A 15,575-nucleotide genomic window follows, 5' to 3' on the forward strand; every position below is an offset into this window, starting at 1 on the left:
GCCGGAGCCGGAGCAGCGCCCGCGGCCGGCGCGGCGGCGCCGTCGGCCGGAGCCGCGGCGGCGGCCGGACGCGGCGGCGGGACCGGCAGCTTGCTGCCCAGGCTGTGCAGGTAGGCGATCATCGCGATGCGGTCTTCCGGCTTCTTCAGACCCACGAAGGTCATGTTGGTGCCGGGGACGTCCTTACCCGGGGCCTTCAGGAAGGTGTAGAGGGCGTCGTAGTCCCAGATGGGCTGCTTGCCCGCGAAGTCCTTCATCGCGCCCGAATAGTTGAAGCCTGGGTGCGCGGCCGGCTTGCGGCCCACCACGTCCCACAGGCCGGGGCCGGTGGCGTTGGCGTTCGACGCGTCCAGCTTGTGGCAGGCGGCGCACTTGGCCGAGACGGCCTGGCCGGCGGCCACATTTGCCGGCGTCAGCACGGCGTTCCAATCCGGCGGGGTGTCCTCGGCGGCGGCGCCGCCGCCGGCGCCTTCTTCCTGGACCGCGATTTCGTAGCCGGCCTTCTCGACTTCAGTCTTCTTGAAGACGATGTCCGATGCTTCCCGCAGACCGAAAATAACGAGGCCGGTCAGCAGCACGCCGCCAGCGATCTTGTTGAACGTCAGGTCGCTCATGTCAGCCTTGTCAGCCTCTTGCCAGCCCGCCCTACGGCCGGGCTCGTATCCTTCGACGCCGTGGGGCCCGCGGACGAGTCCCGATGCGCGTCATGTTGCGCTCGCGTCTCTTACACGCTACCGCCCCTCGCGCAACCGGGCAGCAAAGATTTGACGCCATGAACCCCATCGTCCTGATCCCCGCGCGGATGGCGGCGACCCGTCTTCCGGGCAAGCCGCTGGCCGACATCGGCGGCCTTCCGATGATCGTCCGGGTTCTGAACCAGGCGCGCGATGCGGCGATTGGTCCCGTGGCCGTGGCGGCCGGCGATCCGGAAATCGTCGAGGCGGTTCAAAAGGCTGGCGGGACGGCGGTTCTGACCGACCCCGACCTGCCGTCCGGCTCCGACCGGATCCTGGCGGCGCTCGCTGAACTCGATCCGGGTTTTGCGCATGACGTGGTGATCAATCTGCAGGGCGACATGCCGTTCGTCGATCCGGCCGTACTCAGCGACTGCGCGCGAATACTTAAGGAGTTTGGCGACGCCGATATCGCCACCGTCGTCGCCCCCGAAGCGTCGCCCGCCGACCGGTCCAACCCGGACGTGGTCAAGGCGGTTCTGGCGATGGAAGAGGACGGTCAAAGCGGCCGCGCCCTCTACTTCACCCGCTCGACCCTCTATGGCGACGGTCCCGTCTGGCGCCACATCGGCATCTATGGCTATCGCCGCGAGGCGCTGGAGGCCTTCAACGCCGCCGCGCCGTCGCCGCTCGAAAAGCGCGAGAAGCTGGAGCAGCTGCGCGCCATGGAGCTGGGCCTGACGATCCGCGCCGCCGTGGCCAAGACCGCCCCGATCTCCGTCGATAACCCTTCCGACCTCGAGGCGGCCCGCGCGGCCGCCGGAAAGTAAGTTCATGAGCATCCTCAAAAAGATCGCCTTCCAGGGCGAGCCCGGCGCCAACAGCCACGAGGCGTGCCGGACCTACTTTCCTGACTATGAGGCCTATCCCTGCAAGACCTTCGAGGAGGCCTTCGAGGCGATCAAGACAGGCGTCGCCGCCCTGGGCATGATCCCGATCGAGAACTCGATCGCCGGCCGCGTCGCCGACGTCCACCACCTGCTGCCGGCCTCGGGGCTGAAGATCATCGGCGAGCGCTTCAAGCCGATCCGTTTCCAGCTGATGGCCAACAAGGGCGTCAAGCTGGCGGACGTAAAGACCGTGGCCTCGATGCCGATCGCGCTCAGCCAGTGCCGCAACAGCCTCAAGAAGCTGGGCGTCGCCACCGAGGCGGCCGGCGACACCGCCGGCGCGGCCAAGGACCTGGCGGCCAAGCCCGATCCTACCCGAGGCGCGGTCGCTCCGGCCCTGGCGGCCGAGATCTACGGCCTCGACATCCTGGCCCGCGACATCGAGGACGAGCGTCACAACACCACGCGCTTCCTGGTGATGACGGCCGACAAGACCCCCGAGCCGCCGCCGTTCACCCACCGCTGCGTGACCAGCTTCGTGTTCCGCGTCCGCAACCTTCCCGCGGCGCTCTACAAGGCGCTGGGTGGCTTCGCGACCAACGGCGTCAACATGACCAAGCTGGAAAGCTACATGGAGGGCGGCAACTTCACGGCCACCTTCTTCTACGCCGAGGTCGACGGTCGGCCCGAGGACCGCAGCCTGGCCCTGGCGCTGGACGAGCTGAAGTTCTTCTCGGAGAAGTTCGAGATCCTGGGCGTGTATCCGGCTGACGCGTTTAGGGATCGAGGAAAATAGCGGTTTTTTGTCGGCAGGGCGTAGGCCACGCGTCTAGAAAACCGGAATGATTATCAATTCCATCGCTCCGATTTTCGATGAGGTGAAAGGAATAGACAGCGGTGTCTCCGGTCGTGGGGCAGCATAGCGCAGCCTATACCTCGATGCTTCGACAAGGATTGGCGCTCGCTTAATTGGCCAATTAAGGGTGGTTCCGTACGGTAGTGTTCTTGCGCGGACTACCCGCTATCCTTGCGATCATTATGCAATCATTTGGCGTGCGGCAATCTGTCGCTCGTGCTATGGTTTTACCATTTCGTTGCTGGCGCTCGGTTAGCGTTACCTCCTCAGGCATCCGCCAAATCCAAGGGGGGCGAAGTGCTGATCAAGCATCGTATGCTCGCGGCGGTCACCGTGCCGCTTCTCGTGTTGTCCGCTCTAAGCGTCAGTATTTGCGTCGGCCTCGCGGGCCAATACCGTTCCGCTAGCGAGGCGGCCGGCTCGATCTCCGCTGCGGGGCCGATAAGCGCGGCCGTCGACGCGCTGCAGGTCGAGCGCGGCGTGACCTCCGGCATGATGGGCGCGGCCGACCGCTCTCAGTTTCTCGGCAAGGTGACCAAGGCTCGCGTCAGCGCGGACGCAGCTATCCTCGCCCTGACCGACATTCGGGACGCCGGCCACCATAGCAGCGGCATGGAGTTGGCGCTCGACAAGGTCTGGAACAGGGTCGAAGGGGTCAAGGCCCTGCGCGCGAAGGCCGACGCGCCGGGCGCGGACCGCGCCGAGGTGGTCGGTGAGTACACTCGCGCCATCGACGGCCTGATCAGCGCCGCCGAACAGATTCAAGTCTCCAATCTCGGCCACGAGACGGTCGAGGCGGTCAACGCTTATTCGGCGCTGATGCGCGGCAAGGAGGCGTCCGGCCAGGAGCGCGCGGCCGGCTCGGCGGGCTTCGCCGGTCAGGCCTTCTCGGCCGACATCCTGGCCAAGATGCGGGCGCTGGAAGGCGAGCAGAAAGGGTGGATTGGCGACGCCTGCCGAGAGCGCGCGTCGGTCTGCGAGCAGGTCAAGGCCGTGGAGGCCAGCCCCGCCGGCGCGAAGGTGATCGCGATGCGCGGTCAGGCGCTGGCGGCCGTCCGCGACGGCGTCAAGGCGCCCGTGACGGGCCCCGAATGGTTCGACGCGGCCACGGCTCGCATCGCGGGGTATGGCGCTATTCTGAAATCCGAGAACCAGACGCTGCGCGCCATGGCCTCCAAGGCGGCGCAGCGCGCCCTGACCAGCCTGATCGTGGCGATCGGCTTCACCCTGGCGGGCGGCGCGGCCGTGCTGTTCGTCTGCAGCCGGGTCTGCGCCAGCATCCTGAAACCGCTGGCCGAGCAGACGGGCGCGATGCGCAAGTTGGCCGACGGCGACATCGACATCGAGATTCCCGGCAAGACGCGTCGTGACGAGTTCGCGGCCATGGCCTCGGCCCTCACGGTCTTCCAGGCCAACGAGCGCGCGCGGCGCGACAGCGAGGCCCAGCGCGAGCGCGAGCGCGCGGAGGCGGCCGAAGCCATGGAGCGAGCGCGCCTTCAAGCGCAGGCGGCTAGCGAGGCGGCGGTCAACAAAGCCTTCGGTGGCGCGCTCAAGCGCTTGGCGCAGGGCGACCTGACCACCCGCGTCGACGGCGCCGTGCCGGAAGCCTTCCGTCCCCTCCAGGCCGACTTCAACGCGGCCGCCGAGACGCTGGGCGCCACCATGACCAGCCTGATCGCGGTCTCGGGCGGCGTCGGATCGGCGTCCGGCGAGATCCGCTCGGCCGCCGACGACCTGGCGCGTCGCACCGAGCTTCAGGCCGCGTCGCTGGAGGAAGCCGCCGCCGCCCTGCACGAGGTCAGCCAGTCGGTGACGAGCGCCGCCGCTGCCGCCGGCTCAGTCCGCGACTATCTGGGCGAGATGCGCGGCGTCGCCACCAAGGCCCGAGACATCGTCCAGGAGACCTCCGAGGCGGTGTCGGGCATCGAGCGCTCGGCCAACGAGATCGGCAATATCATCGGCGTCATCGACGAGATCGCCTTCCAGACCAACTTGCTGGCCCTGAACGCCGGCGTGGAGGCGGCCCGAGCAGGCGAGAGCGGCAAGGGCTTCGCCGTGGTCGCCCAGGAAGTTCGCGCCCTGGCGCAACGCTCGGCTGAGGCCGCCCGGGAGATCAAGGCGCTGATCAACGACAGCAACAGCCAGGTTCAGAACGGCGTCGAGAAGTCGATGGCCTCCGGGCAGGCGCTCGAAGAGATTGTCGATCGTGTCGGCTCGCTGGTCGAGCGCATCCACGAGATCGCCGCCTCGTCTCGGGAACAGTCGGTCAGCCTGGGCCAGGTCACCGAGGCGATCACCGAACTGGACAACGTGACCCAGCAGAACGCGGCGATGGTCGAGGAGGCCACCGCGGCGGCCAATACCCTGGCCCGCGAGGCGCGGGGCATGAACGAGATGATGTCGGCCTTCGTGCTCGATAACGCCCAAGCCGCGCGGCACGCGGCCTGACCTAGCGGGCGCCTTTAAATAACGTCGTTCTTTGAATAGCCTCTCCGCTTTGGCGCGCTAGACGCCAAGCGGGGAGGACGAGTCGATGAACACGATGATCGCGCCGGTGATGGCGCTGGTGGCCTGGTCGCTGGTGGTCTGGGTCTGGATGTACGTCCAGCGGATCCCGGCCATGCAGAAGGCCGGAATCAAGCCGCAGGACGCGCGGTTTCCGGGTTCGCTGGACAAGCTGCCCGACGCCGCGCGCCAGGCGGCGGACAACTACAACCACCTGATGGAGCAGCCGACGATCTTCTACGCGGCTGCCCTGGCGATTCAGGTCGCGGGCCACGCCGACGGCATGGCCGTGCATTTCGCCTGGGTCTATGTCGGTCTGCGGGCGCTGCACAGTCTGGTCCAGGTCAGCATCAACCTAGTGGCGCTACGCTTCCTGTTGTTCGCCGCCTCGACCGGGGTGCTGGCGGCGATGGTCGTGCGGGAGCTGATGAAGATCTTCGGCTAGATAAAATCCGTGTCATCCCGGCCGAAGCGTAGCGTAGAGCCGGGACCCAGGGGCGACGCGCTCGGCGCTCTTTCACCCCCTGGGTCCCGGATAGCCTCTGCGAGGCTTCCGGGATGACACTGTACTTGTTTTGAAAGCCGCGCTTTAAACCGCGTCCAGGCCGATATCCAGCACCGGCGCCGAGTGCGTCAGGGCGCCGACGCTGATCACGTCGACGCCGGTCTCGGCGATCGCGCGGACGGTGGTCAGGTTCACCCCGCCCGACGCCTCCAGCACCGCGCGGCCCTTGGCGATCGCGACGGCGGTCTTCAGGTCGTCGAGGCTGAAGTTGTCGAGCATGACCACGTCCGGGCCGTGCTTCAGGGCCTCTTCCAGCTGATCGAGGCCGTCGACCTCGACCTCGACCTTCACGAGGTGCCCGGCGTGGGCGCGGGCGCGGCGGACCGCCTCGCCGACCCCGCCGCAGGCGGCGACGTGGTTGTCCTTGATCAGGATGGCGTCATCCAGGCCGAAGCGGTGGTTGACCCCGCCGCCGCAGCGGACGGCGTATTTCTCCAGCGCGCGCAGGCCCGGGGTGGTCTTGCGGGTGTCGACGATGGTCGCGCCGGTGCCCTCGACCAGGCGGACATAGGACCGCGTCAGGGTGGCGACGCCCGACAGGCGGCCCAGCAGGTTCAGGCCCGTGCGCTCGGCGGCCAGTACGGCGCGGGCGTTGCCCTCGGCGCGGGCCAGGATCGCGCCGGGCGCGGCGTCGGCGCCGTCGGGGGTGACCACCTCGAAGGTCGCGGTGGGGTCCAGGGCGGCCAGCGACAGGCGCGCGCAGGAAAGACCCGAAACCCTCCCATCCTGCCGACTGGCCCAGACCACCGACAGGCGAGCTTCAGGGTCGATGCAGGCCTGGCCGGTGATGTCGCCGGCGCGGCCCAGGTCCTCGGCCAGGGCGTGGTCGACGATCGGGCGGACGAGGATGTCGTCCAGAGGAACAATGCTCATTCGGCGGCGTAGCGGACGGCGGCGTCCGCGCTCTCCAGGGTCACGAAGGTGCGCAACGGTTCGGCGGTCGCCGGGAAGTCCGAACGGTAATGGCCGCCCCGGCTTTCCTGGCGGGCCAGGGCCGCCTCGACGATCAGCCGGGCGGCGACGATCGTGGGGCAGGGGCCGTAGGCCGGCTCCAGCGCCTCGATCTGAGCCAGCAGGCGAGTGAGGCCGGCGGCGTCGCGGATCACCCCCGCGTCGCGGCTCATGGCCTTGCGCAGCGTCTGCAGCGCGGCGTCGGGCAGGTCGGGCAGGGGTTCAAGGCTGACCGGCTCGCCGCCGTGCGTTCCTTCCGCCGCCGCCGCGCGGCCAGCGCGGGCGCCGAACACGGCCGCTTCCAAGAGGCTGTTGGAGGCCAGGCGATTGGCGCCCTGCACGCCGGTCGAGGCGCACTCGCCGGCGGCGTAGAGGCCCGGCAGGCTGGCGCGGCCGTCGAGGTCGGTGGCCACCCCGCCCATGTGGTAGTGCACGGCGGGCGTAACCGGGATCATCTCGCGGCGCGGGTCGATCCCCGCGCTCTGGCAAGCCTCGAACACGGCCGGGAACTCGTGCGGGAAGTGGGCGCCGACGGCCTCCGTCGCATCCAGGAACGCGCCGCGACCGGCTGCGCGCTCGGCGTGAAGCGCGCGCGCCACGACGTCGCGCGGGGCCAACTCCTTGGCCGGGTGGTAGTCGACCATGAAGGCGCGGCCATCCGCATTGCGCAGGATCGAACCCTCGCCGCGCAGGGCCTCGGTGGCCAGGGGGGCGGGGTCGCGGCCGATGTCGATGGCGGTGGGGTGGAACTGCACGAACTCCGGATCGGCGATCGTCGCGCCGGCCAGGGCGGCCAGGCCCAGGCCTTCGCCGCGCACTTGGGCGGGCGTGGTGGTCACGGCGTAGAGGCCGCCGACGCCGCCCGTCGCCAGGATCACGGCCGGGCTACGGATCTCGACCAGGGCGCCGTCGATCTCGGCGAGCACGCCGATCACGCGGCCGGTCTTGTCCTGCAACAGGCGGCGGGCGCGGGCGTTCTCGCGGATTTCGATGGTCGGCGTGGCGCGGACCGAGGCGATCACCGCGGCCATGATCGCCGCGCCGGCCCCGTCGCCGCCGACGCGGGCCACGCGGGCCTTGGAGTGGGCGGCTTCAAGGCTCAGCACGAAGCCGTCACTTTCGCCGTCTTTGGGGGCCTTGCGGTCGAACGGCGCGCCCAGGGCGGCGAGGTCGCGGACGGCCTGCGGGCCTTCGCGGGTCAGCAGCTCGACGGCCTTCGGATCGCACAGGCCCGCGCCGGCTGCGATCGTGTCGGCGGCGTGCAGGGCCGGCGTGTCCTCGCCGGAGAGGGCGGCGGCCATGCCGCCTTGGGCCCAGGCGCTGGAGCAGCCGGTCGCCAGCGGCGTCGGCGACAGGACGAGCGCCATCTTGGCGGCCAGCGCCGCCGAGAGACCGGCCAGGCCGGCGCCGAGGATGACGGGACCGTCGAAGGTGATGCGCTTGGTCATTCTACACTCCACTCCCTTCCCCTTGATGGGGAAGGGCCGGGGATGGGGTGAACGCGGCGGTTCAGCCTCATCGAGAAAGTCCGGAGAGGGCGGCGAAGCGGATCGGCCGCGTCACCCCCTTCCCCAACCCTTCCCCCATCGAGGGGGAAGGAGACCCTTTGTCTAGATCAGCTCGACATCCACGTGATGCCGGGCCTTCACCAGGTCGTACCGGGCCGGCGTCACCGGCGGCGGCAGGTCGATCATCCGCTGCACGGCCAGCCGCGCGCGGTCGAGGACGCCTTCGTCGACGCTCACCTCGAACTGCTCGTGGACCAGCGAGTCGTAGATGTTCTGCAGGGTGATCCGCTTCATGTGCGGGCACATGTTGCAGGGACCGATGAACTGGGTCGCCGGGCTTTCGGCCTGGACGTTGCTGGCCATCGAGCACTCGGTGATCAGCACCACCTGGGCCGGCTTTTTCGCGGCGACATAGTCGTTCATCGCCGCCGTGGAGCCGGCGAAGTCGGCGGCTTCCAGGATCTCGGCCGGACATTCCGGGTGGGCCAGCACTTCCGCGCCCGGCCAGGCCGCGCGCATGTCGGCGATGTCCTGGGCGGTGAAGCGCTTGTGCACCTCGCAGTGGCCGGCCCAGGCGATGATCTTGATCTCGGTCTGGCGGGCGACGTTGCGGGCCAGGAACTCGTCGGGGATCAGGATGACCTTGTCGGTCCCCCATTCCTTGGCCGCCCATTCGACCACCTGCACGGCGTTGGCGCTGGTGCAGCAGATGTCGGTCTCGGCCTTCACGTCGGCGGTGGTGTTGACGTAGGTCACCACCGGCACGCCCGGATAGCGCTGCTTGATCAGCCGCACGTCGGCGCCGGTGATCGAGCTGGCCAGCGAGCAGCCGGCCTTCAGGTCCGGGATCAGGATCTTCTTCTGCGGCGACAGCACCTTGCTGGTCTCGGCCATGAAGTGCACGCCGGCCTGGACGATGATCTGGGCGTCGCTCTTGGCCGCTTCCTTGGCCAGGGCCAGGCTGTCGCCCACGAAGTCGCCCACGCCGTGGAAGATGTCCGGCGTCATGTAGTTGTGGGCCAGGATCGCGGCGTTCTTCTCGCGCTTGAGGCGGTTGATCTCGACGATCAGCGGGGCCTGCGTCCGCCACTCCAGCGGCGTGACGTGGTGCTTGACCTTATCCCAGATCGACGCGGTCTGCGCCTCGATCTGCGCGGTGAACTCCCCCTTGAACGCTTGGGGGGCGGCGAACCCGTCGGCCATCTGATCCTCCGTTATGCTCAAAGTGAGCATTTCCAGGGCCTCAAAAAACGCCGGGACCTTTTCGAGGTTTCCGACGTCTGGGTTATGCTGAAACTGAGCATAACTGACCTGACACATATAGCGTCTCTCGCGGCAATTGCAAACCTGCCCCTGGGGCCGCCTTCGATGGACGGCCCAGGCGGGGTGTCAGCCTCGCCAGGCGGTGGCGACGATCGGCGTGGCCTCAGTGGCGAGATCGCGGGCGTCGAACGCGGGCGGCTTGCCGTGGTCCAGCACCATCGGGACCAGCGAGATCACCAGCAGCACGGCCATGGTAATATTGAAGCTCCGCAGGACGGCGGGACGATCCAGGAACGGCCGCAGTCCCTGGCCAAACCCCGCCCAGGCGGCGCTGCACGGCGCGCCGACCAGCATGAAGGTTCCGGCGAGCAGCGGCACAATCGTCCAGGAGCCGCCTTCGGGCGCATAGGTGGTGACCGCGCCCAGGGCCATGGCCCAGGCCTTGGGATTGACCCACTGGAACGCGGCGGCCTGGAGGAAGGTCATCGGCCGGCTGGCGGCCTGCCGGTCGCTGACCTTGTCCGAGGTCCCGATCTTCCAGGCCAGCCACAGCATGTAGCCCGCCCCGACCCAGCGCAGGACTTCGTGCAGCACGGGGAAGGCCTTGAACGCGCCGCCCAGGCCAAAGCCCATGCACAACACCATGAAGCCCAAGCCGCAGCTGATGCCCAGGATGTGCAGCACCGTCGCGCGGAAGCCGAAGTTCGCCCCGGATGCCAGCAGCATCATGTTGTTCGGGCCCGGCGTGCCGGCCGTGGCGAAGCAGAACAGGACGTAGGCGAGCAGCAGCTCCGGGGTCATGGCGGCCTCTTTGTCTCGATCAGCGAGAGCGGAATGTCACCGTCATGATTTCCATTGTATCGTGAGTCAAATTGCATATTGTCATCATGACAATAAAGGAGCTCGCGCGTGGTTTCGGCTTGGGCGCCCCAGATCCCCGATGGTGACGGCCCGCTTTACGAGCGGCTGGTCGCGGCGTTGCGCGCCGATGTCGCCTCGGGCGCCCTGGCGGCGGGGGCGCGGCTGCCGCCTCAGCGCGACCTGGCCTATCGGCTGGGGATCGGGCTTGGCACCGTCACCCGCGCCTATGTCGAGGCCGAGCGAGCGGGGCTGGTCAGCGCCCACGTGGGGCGGGGCAGCTTCGTCAACGCGCCCGCCGATCACCGCGCGCCGGTCCGCGACGGGCCGATCAACCTGGCCCAGAACATCGCGCCGACCGGACCCGCCGCCAGCCGCCTGGCGGAGGCCCTAGCGCGCCTGCGCCGGCGGCCCGACCTCCTGGAGCACCTGGCCTACGCCCCGGCGGCCGGACACGAGGCCCAGCGGCGGGCGGGGGCGCGGTGGCTGGCGCGGTTTGGCGGCTATGACGGCGCGACCTGGTCACGGCTGGTCTGCTGCAACGGCGCCCAGCAGGGCCTGGCCCTGGCCATGAGCGTGTCGGCGCGGGCCGGCGACACCGTGCTGTGCGAGGCCTCGACCTATAACGGGGTCAAAGCGCTGGCCGCCCATATGAGCCTGCGCCTGAAGGGGCTGGCCCTCGACGACGAGGGCGTGCGGCCCGACGCCCTGGAGGCGGCGGCGAAGGCGACGGGGGCGCGCGTGCTGTCGCTGATCCCGACGCTGCAGAACCCGACCGGCCGGATCATGAGCCTGGCCCGGCGCGAGGCCATCGTCGCCATCGCCCGGCGCCTCGACCTGACGATCATCGAGGACGATATCTACGGCGCCTATGCGCCCGACGCGCCGCCGCCTTTGGCGCTGTTGGCTCCCGAACGCACGTTCCACGTCTCGGGGGTGTCCAAGACCCTGGGGCCTGGCCTTCGCGCCGGGTTCCTGGTCGCGCCCAGCCAGGCCGCCTTCGAGCGGGTGCTGGACGCCGTCCGCGCCGTGACCTTCGCGCCCTCGGGCTTTGGCGGACTGGTCGCCACCCAGTGGATCGAGGACGGCGCCGCCGACCAGATCGTCGCCGAGGTGCGGGCCGAGGCGACCGCGCGCCTGTCCCTGGCGCGGGAGATCCTGGGGGCCGCGATCGAGGCGCCGCGCTCGGACTGCGCGCCGCATGTCTGGCTGCCGATGAGCGAACTGGAGGCCGAGCGCCTCTCGGGCCGCGCCCTGCGCGGCGGGGCCGAGGTCACCCCGCCCGACGCGCCGATCGTCGAGCCGGGCCTGGTCACGGGGGTGCGCGTCTGCCTGGGGGCGGCGCCGGACCTGCAGACCCTTCGCCGGGGCCTGGAGACCGTCGCCGGCGCGCTGTCGAGCGAGGTCGGCGAGCGGTCGCGGGCGGTGATCTAGTCGGCTACCACAGCAGGGTCTTGACCCAGATCGAGCCGTCGGGCGCGGGCGAGACGGTCTTGACCACCACCTGGCTGTCCTTGGCCAGCCAGAAGCGGGCCAGCGGCCATTCGGGGTGGTTGTAGTCGGTGGTGACCACCCAGCAGTCGACCTTGCCGCCCGCCGAGCTGGTCAGGGTTTCCGAGCCCGCCACCTTGAACAGATAGGCCGCCGGCGCCTCGCCGCCCGGATGGTGGAAGATCACCGACGCCTCATAGCCCGCCGCCCACGGCAGGGCCTGGAGAAACTCGGTGTCCGTTTCGAAATTGAAGGCCGGCTGGGGCGAGGCCATGTCGTAGGCGGCCTGGGTGTTGCCGGGCAGGTCCTTGAGGCCGACGATGCGGTCGGGCTTGAAGTCGAAGCCCTCGATCTTCGTCTGGCCGTCCTTGCCCGTCGTGCTGCGCTGGTGGGAGAACGGGCGGAAGGTGCCGAGCTCGAACCACGAGTCGAGCTTCTTGACCGTCCCCGGCGTCGCGCCGTCCCAGTGCTGGACGATATGCAGGCGCTTGACCCCCGCCGCGTCGGGCTCGATGCGGATCTCGCGCGTCCAGACGTCGATCGGCGTGATCATCTCGCCCATCTGGCGGTAGCGAAGGTAGCGGTGCGTGGCGGGCTTGAGCTTGTCGAAGCGGGCGAGGGCCTGGCCGACCGGCACGGGCGTCGGGGCGGCCAGGGCGGCGGTGGCTGCGGCGGCGAGCGTGAAGGCGAGCGCGGCGACGGCGGTCGCCCGGTACGGAAGACGCATGGGAACCCTCTGAGCGGAAAGCCCGGGCATGTGACCCCGTCGCGCCCGGAAGGCCTACTTAAGGTTCGGTAATGCGCCCTCAGAGCGCCTTTTCCAGCACCATGAACGCCAGGTCGTCGCGCTGCGGCTGGCCGAAGCGCTCGTCGCCATAGGGGAAGGGCTGGGTTTCGCCGGTCGGCTGGTAGCCGCGCCGCTGGTACCAGGCGATCAGGGTGTCGCGGATCGAGATGACCGTCATCCGCATCCGCCGGCCGCCCCGGGCGCGGGCGTGGGCCTCGCAGGCGTCCAGCATGGCGCGGCCGAGGCCCCCGTCCTGGCGCAGCGGCGAGACGGTGACCATGCCCACGTACCAGGCCTCGCCGTCGGTGGGCTCCAGCCAGGCGCAGGCATAGGGCTTGGCGGCGGCCGCGTCGCGGAAGGTCAGGATGGTCGCGCCCGGCTTGCCCGCGAGATCGGCGCGCAGGCTTTCCTCGTCGGTTCGCTGGCCGCCCAGCAGGTAGCTCTCGCTGGTCCAGCCCTTGGTCGCCAGCTCGCCGCGATAGGCGGAGTTCACCAGGGCGGCGATGTCGACGAGTTCGGAGTCTTGGGCGGGGACCAGCAGCATGGCGCGGTTTTAGCCGGCGCGCCCGGGCGAAGCCAGGCCGAGAGAATCGTCTAGTGTCGCGGCCTGGTTTGACGGCGTTTGGGGGACAACGATGCCGGAGCTTCTGATTGGCTGCGGCAATCGCCGCGACAAGCGCATCGGCTCGGCGGCCAGCCCCGGCTGGACCGAGCTGACCACCCTGGACATCGATCCCCACGCGGGGGCCGACGTCATCCACGATCTGAACGTCCTGCCGTATCCGTTCGAGGACGACCAGTTCGACGAGATCCACGCCTATGAGGTGCTGGAGCATACGGGCCAGCAGGGCGACTGGCGGTTCTTCTTCGCCCAGTTCAGCGAGTTCTGGCGCATCCTGAAGCCCGGCGGGCTGCTGTGCGCCACCTGTCCGTCGGTCGCCTCGCGCTGGGCCTGGGGCGATCCGGGCCATACGCGGGTGATCCAGCCCGAGACCCTGATCTTCCTGCAGCAGCCCCAGTACGCCCAGGCGGGGATCACCTCGCTGACCGACTACCGCGCGGTCTACCAGGCCGATTTCGACCTGCCGTTCAGCGAGGACAATGGCGAGACCTTCCGGTTCGCGCTGCAGGCGGTGAAGCCGTCCAGGATCCAGATCTAGCCTACCGGCGGCGCACCTTTCGCCAAGCCCCGCCGGTCATTCGCTTTACGGCGCCGGCTTCGCGCTTGATCAGGTCCCAGGGGTGGAAGGCCAGGCCCACCGTGTCGGCCATGGCCGCCCCGCGCGCGCCCATCGGCAGCTCCGGGCCAGTGGTGGAGTCGACGGCGGTCTGGTGCTCGATCTCGGCGTTCAGCTCGGCGCCGATCAGGATCGCCATGATCGAGAACCAGACCCAGACCATGAAGGCGATGATCGCCCCCAGCGGGCCGTAGGTCGCGTCGTAGTGGGCGATCTGGTTCACATAGACCGAAAAGCCCAGCGAGCCGATCAGCCAGCCGGCCGAGGCGGTGACCGCGCCGATCCACACCCAGCGCCACCGCGCCTGCGAGCGGCTGGGCGCGAAGCGGTAGAGCACGCCGAAGGCCACGGCCGTCATGCCCATCACCACCAGCCAGCGGATCGGCGTCAGCAGCGCGTCCAGCGACGACAGGCGCGCCGCCTTCAGCAGCCAGGGCGTGACGATCAGCATCGCCGAGACGGCGGCCGCATAGATCAGAGCGCACAGGGTGAAGGCGTAGCTGAGCAGGGTGCGCCGGACGATGTGGCGCTTTTCCTCCTCGTCGTAGGCGACGTTCAGCCCGTCGAACAACGCCCGCATGCTGGCGTTGGCGCTCCACACCGACAGCAGCAGGGAAAAGCCGAACGCTACGCCCAGCTTGGTCTCGCCCTGGCTGGCCAGGCGCAGCATCTGCTCGCCGACGATCTTGACGACGCTGGGCGGAAACACCCCGGACATGTCGCGTAGCTGCTGCTCGACCGTGCGCACGTCGGCGAACAGGCCATACAGCGAGACGAAGGCGCCGATGGCCGGGATCAGGGCCAGCAGGGTGTAGAAGGTCACGCCGCCGGCCACCGCCGGCAGCCGATCGACGGTGATCTCGCGCCAGGTCCGCCAGATGATGTCGCGCCATCCCAGCAGCGGGATGTGCGTCGGATGGCGGGCGGCGCGGCCCCGGCGCGGCTCGGCCGCTTCGAAGTCGTGCGGCGGCATGGCGCGCGGCTCGGAGAGGCCGGGCGGGGCGTCCAGGTCCGTCTGCGTCCGCTTGCGGGGTAGGGCGAACGGCGCGGCCGCCAACAGCACGATCCACGGCGCTAGGTGATAGGGCCGCGACTTCAGCCAGGACAGGATTGGACGCGGCTTAGCGTCGGCCATGGAACGCCTCCGACCTGCAAGAACCCCGACGGCCGCCCTCCGTTCCTGCCAAGCCTTGCCATGGGGCGAGTCGAGCCGGATGGTGCGCCCCCATGGACGCCAAGATCGCCTCGCTCTATCGCCACCCCGTCAAGGGCTTCACGCCCGAGCGACTGGCCTCAGCCGTGCTGGAGGCCGGGGCGTGCTTTCCCTGCGACCGGCTCTACGCCGTGGAGGATGGCCCCAGCGGCTTCGACCCGGCCGCGCCCCAGCACATCTCGAAGATGAAGTTCACGGTGCTGGCCAAGATCCCGGCCGTGGCCCGCGTCCGCACGGCTTACGACGAGACCAGCGGCGCGCTTTCCGCAAAGGCCGAGGGCTATCCCGACTTCGCCGGCGACTTGCGGGTGGCCGAGGGCCGCGCGGCGTTCGAGGCCTGGCTGGCCGCGTTCCTGGGCGAGGAGGCCAACGGCCCGCTCCGTGTCATCGAAGGCCCCGGCGCGCACCGCTTCATGGACAGCAAGTCCGGATTCGTCTCGGTCGTGAACCTGGCCAGCGTGCGCGACCTTGGTCAGCGCCTCGGCCGTGAGCTTGATCCGCTACGCTTCCGGGCCAATCTCTATGTCGAGGGCTGGCCGGCCTGGGTCGAGAACGACTGGACCGGCCGGGCCCTGGCGATCGGCGGCGCGACCGCCGAGGTCCTCAAGCCGATCGTCCGCTGCGCGGCCACCCACGTCGACCCCGACACCGGCGCGCGCGACGCCGACCTCGTCAAGGCGTTGTTCGACAACTACGGCCACATGTTCTGCGGCATTTACCTGGCCGTGACGAAGGGCGGGGCGGTGAGGGAAGGGGATGGGGTGGCTGCGCTTTAG

Annotated in this window: 15 protein-coding genes; 7 read left to right on the forward strand and 8 right to left on the reverse strand. The window is 69.4% G+C overall.

Going from position 1 to position 15,575, the window contains the following annotated elements; genetic code table 11:
- Positions 1–614 (reverse strand): cytochrome c family protein (locus tag DI526_RS08565; protein WP_304276530.1); only part of this gene is annotated, 614 nt, incomplete at its 3' end.
- A 158-nt stretch (positions 615–772) separates the two neighbouring features.
- On the opposite strand from DI526_RS08565, the gene DI526_RS08570 reads away from it, so the two are divergent.
- The 4 genes from DI526_RS08570 to DI526_RS08585 all read left to right on the forward strand — a co-directional run bounded on the left by DI526_RS08570 (position 773) and on the right by DI526_RS08585 (position 5,370).
- Positions 773–1,504: a 3-deoxy-manno-octulosonate cytidylyltransferase gene (locus tag DI526_RS08570; protein WP_304276532.1), complete on the forward strand. Its 732-nt coding sequence runs from the start codon at positions 773–775 to the stop codon at positions 1,502–1,504.
- A 4-nt stretch (positions 1,505–1,508) separates the two neighbouring features.
- On the forward strand, positions 1,509–2,360 hold the full coding sequence (locus DI526_RS08575; RefSeq protein ID WP_304276533.1) for a prephenate dehydratase: 852 nt from the start codon (positions 1,509–1,511) through the stop codon (positions 2,358–2,360).
- Positions 2,361–2,717: 357 nt separating this feature from the next.
- Entirely contained in the window at positions 2,718–4,868 is a 2,151-nt protein-coding gene (locus DI526_RS08580) for a methyl-accepting chemotaxis protein (RefSeq protein WP_304276535.1), read from the forward strand.
- An 85-nt stretch (positions 4,869–4,953) separates the two neighbouring features.
- A complete protein-coding gene (locus tag DI526_RS08585) occupies positions 4,954–5,370 on the forward strand; it encodes an MAPEG family protein (RefSeq protein WP_304276537.1) in 417 nt (138 codons plus the stop codon).
- A 144-nt stretch (positions 5,371–5,514) separates the two neighbouring features.
- Here the strand turns inward: DI526_RS08585 and nadC are convergent, their stop codons facing one another.
- The 4 genes from nadC to DI526_RS08605 form a co-directional block, all read right to left on the reverse strand.
- Positions 5,515–6,363 (reverse strand): carboxylating nicotinate-nucleotide diphosphorylase, encoded by an 849-nt coding sequence (nadC, locus tag DI526_RS08590; protein WP_304276539.1) that lies wholly within the window; start codon positions 6,361–6,363, stop codon positions 5,515–5,517.
- Positions 6,360–7,889 carry an L-aspartate oxidase gene (locus DI526_RS08595; protein ID WP_304276541.1) on the reverse strand — a complete coding sequence of 510 codons (1,530 nt, stop codon included), beginning with the start codon at positions 7,887–7,889 and terminating at the stop codon, positions 6,360–6,362. Before DI526_RS08595 ends, nadC begins: the two co-directional genes overlap by 4 nt.
- A gap of 162 nt (positions 7,890–8,051) precedes the next feature.
- Positions 8,052–9,152: a quinolinate synthase NadA gene (nadA, locus tag DI526_RS08600; RefSeq protein ID WP_304276542.1), complete on the reverse strand. Its 1,101-nt coding sequence runs from the start codon at positions 9,150–9,152 to the stop codon at positions 8,052–8,054.
- A 186-nt stretch (positions 9,153–9,338) separates the two neighbouring features.
- Entirely contained in the window at positions 9,339–10,013 is a 675-nt protein-coding gene (locus tag DI526_RS08605) for a LysE family translocator (protein WP_304276543.1), read from the reverse strand.
- A gap of 108 nt (positions 10,014–10,121) precedes the next feature.
- On the opposite strand from DI526_RS08605, the gene DI526_RS08610 reads away from it, so the two are divergent.
- The gene (locus tag DI526_RS08610; RefSeq protein ID WP_304276545.1) at positions 10,122–11,504 is read left to right on the forward strand and encodes a PLP-dependent aminotransferase family protein; all 1,383 of its coding nucleotides are present in this window, start codon (positions 10,122–10,124) and stop codon (positions 11,502–11,504) included.
- A gap of 4 nt (positions 11,505–11,508) precedes the next feature.
- Here DI526_RS08610 and DI526_RS08615 read toward each other — a convergent pair whose 3' ends face one another.
- On the reverse strand, positions 11,509–12,288 hold the full coding sequence (locus DI526_RS08615; protein ID WP_304276547.1) for a hypothetical protein: 780 nt from the start codon (positions 12,286–12,288) through the stop codon (positions 11,509–11,511).
- Positions 12,289–12,367: 79 nt separating this feature from the next.
- Entirely contained in the window at positions 12,368–12,892 is a 525-nt protein-coding gene (locus DI526_RS08620) for a GNAT family N-acetyltransferase (protein ID WP_304276548.1), read from the reverse strand.
- A 91-nt stretch (positions 12,893–12,983) separates the two neighbouring features.
- On the opposite strand from DI526_RS08620, the gene DI526_RS08625 reads away from it, so the two are divergent.
- A complete protein-coding gene (locus DI526_RS08625) occupies positions 12,984–13,508 on the forward strand; it encodes a methyltransferase domain-containing protein (protein WP_304276550.1) in 525 nt (174 codons plus the stop codon).
- Position 13,509: 1 nt separating this feature from the next.
- On the opposite strand, the gene DI526_RS08630 is transcribed toward DI526_RS08625, so the two are convergent.
- Entirely contained in the window at positions 13,510–14,721 is a 1,212-nt protein-coding gene (locus tag DI526_RS08630) for a YihY/virulence factor BrkB family protein (protein ID WP_304276552.1), read from the reverse strand.
- Positions 14,722–14,813: 92 nt separating this feature from the next.
- On the opposite strand from DI526_RS08630, the gene DI526_RS08635 reads away from it, so the two are divergent.
- On the forward strand, positions 14,814–15,575 hold the full coding sequence (locus DI526_RS08635; RefSeq protein ID WP_304276554.1) for an MOSC domain-containing protein: 762 nt from the start codon (positions 14,814–14,816) through the stop codon (positions 15,573–15,575).

The sequence above is a fragment of the Caulobacter segnis genome (genome assembly GCF_003243465.1).
Taxonomy (GTDB): Bacteria; Pseudomonadota; Alphaproteobacteria; order Caulobacterales; family Caulobacteraceae; genus Caulobacter; species Caulobacter segnis_A.

Excerpts from the sequence above, each read along its gene's own strand:
- DI526_RS08620 (WP_304276548.1), bottom strand. The coding sequence starts at position 12,892 with ATGCTGCTGGTCCCCGCCCAAGACTCCGAACTCGTCGACATCGCCGCC.
- DI526_RS08615 (WP_304276547.1), bottom strand. The coding sequence starts at position 12,288 with ATGCGTCTTCCGTACCGGGCGACCGCCGTCGCCGCGCTCGCCTTCACG.
- DI526_RS08585 (WP_304276537.1), top strand. The coding sequence starts at position 4,954 with ATGAACACGATGATCGCGCCGGTGATGGCGCTGGTGGCCTGGTCGCTG.
- DI526_RS08595 (WP_304276541.1), bottom strand. The coding sequence starts at position 7,889 with ATGACCAAGCGCATCACCTTCGACGGTCCCGTCATCCTCGGCGCCGGC.
- nadA (WP_304276542.1), bottom strand. The coding sequence starts at position 9,152 with ATGGCCGACGGGTTCGCCGCCCCCCAAGCGTTCAAGGGGGAGTTCACC.
- DI526_RS08575 (WP_304276533.1), top strand. The coding sequence starts at position 1,509 with ATGAGCATCCTCAAAAAGATCGCCTTCCAGGGCGAGCCCGGCGCCAAC.
- DI526_RS08630 (WP_304276552.1), bottom strand. The coding sequence starts at position 14,721 with ATGGCCGACGCTAAGCCGCGTCCAATCCTGTCCTGGCTGAAGTCGCGG.
- DI526_RS08625 (WP_304276550.1), top strand. The coding sequence starts at position 12,984 with ATGCCGGAGCTTCTGATTGGCTGCGGCAATCGCCGCGACAAGCGCATC.
- DI526_RS08635 (WP_304276554.1), top strand. The coding sequence starts at position 14,814 with ATGGACGCCAAGATCGCCTCGCTCTATCGCCACCCCGTCAAGGGCTTC.
- nadC (WP_304276539.1), bottom strand. The coding sequence starts at position 6,363 with ATGAGCATTGTTCCTCTGGACGACATCCTCGTCCGCCCGATCGTCGAC.
- DI526_RS08570 (WP_304276532.1), top strand. The coding sequence starts at position 773 with ATGAACCCCATCGTCCTGATCCCCGCGCGGATGGCGGCGACCCGTCTT.
- DI526_RS08605 (WP_304276543.1), bottom strand. The coding sequence starts at position 10,013 with ATGACCCCGGAGCTGCTGCTCGCCTACGTCCTGTTCTGCTTCGCCACG.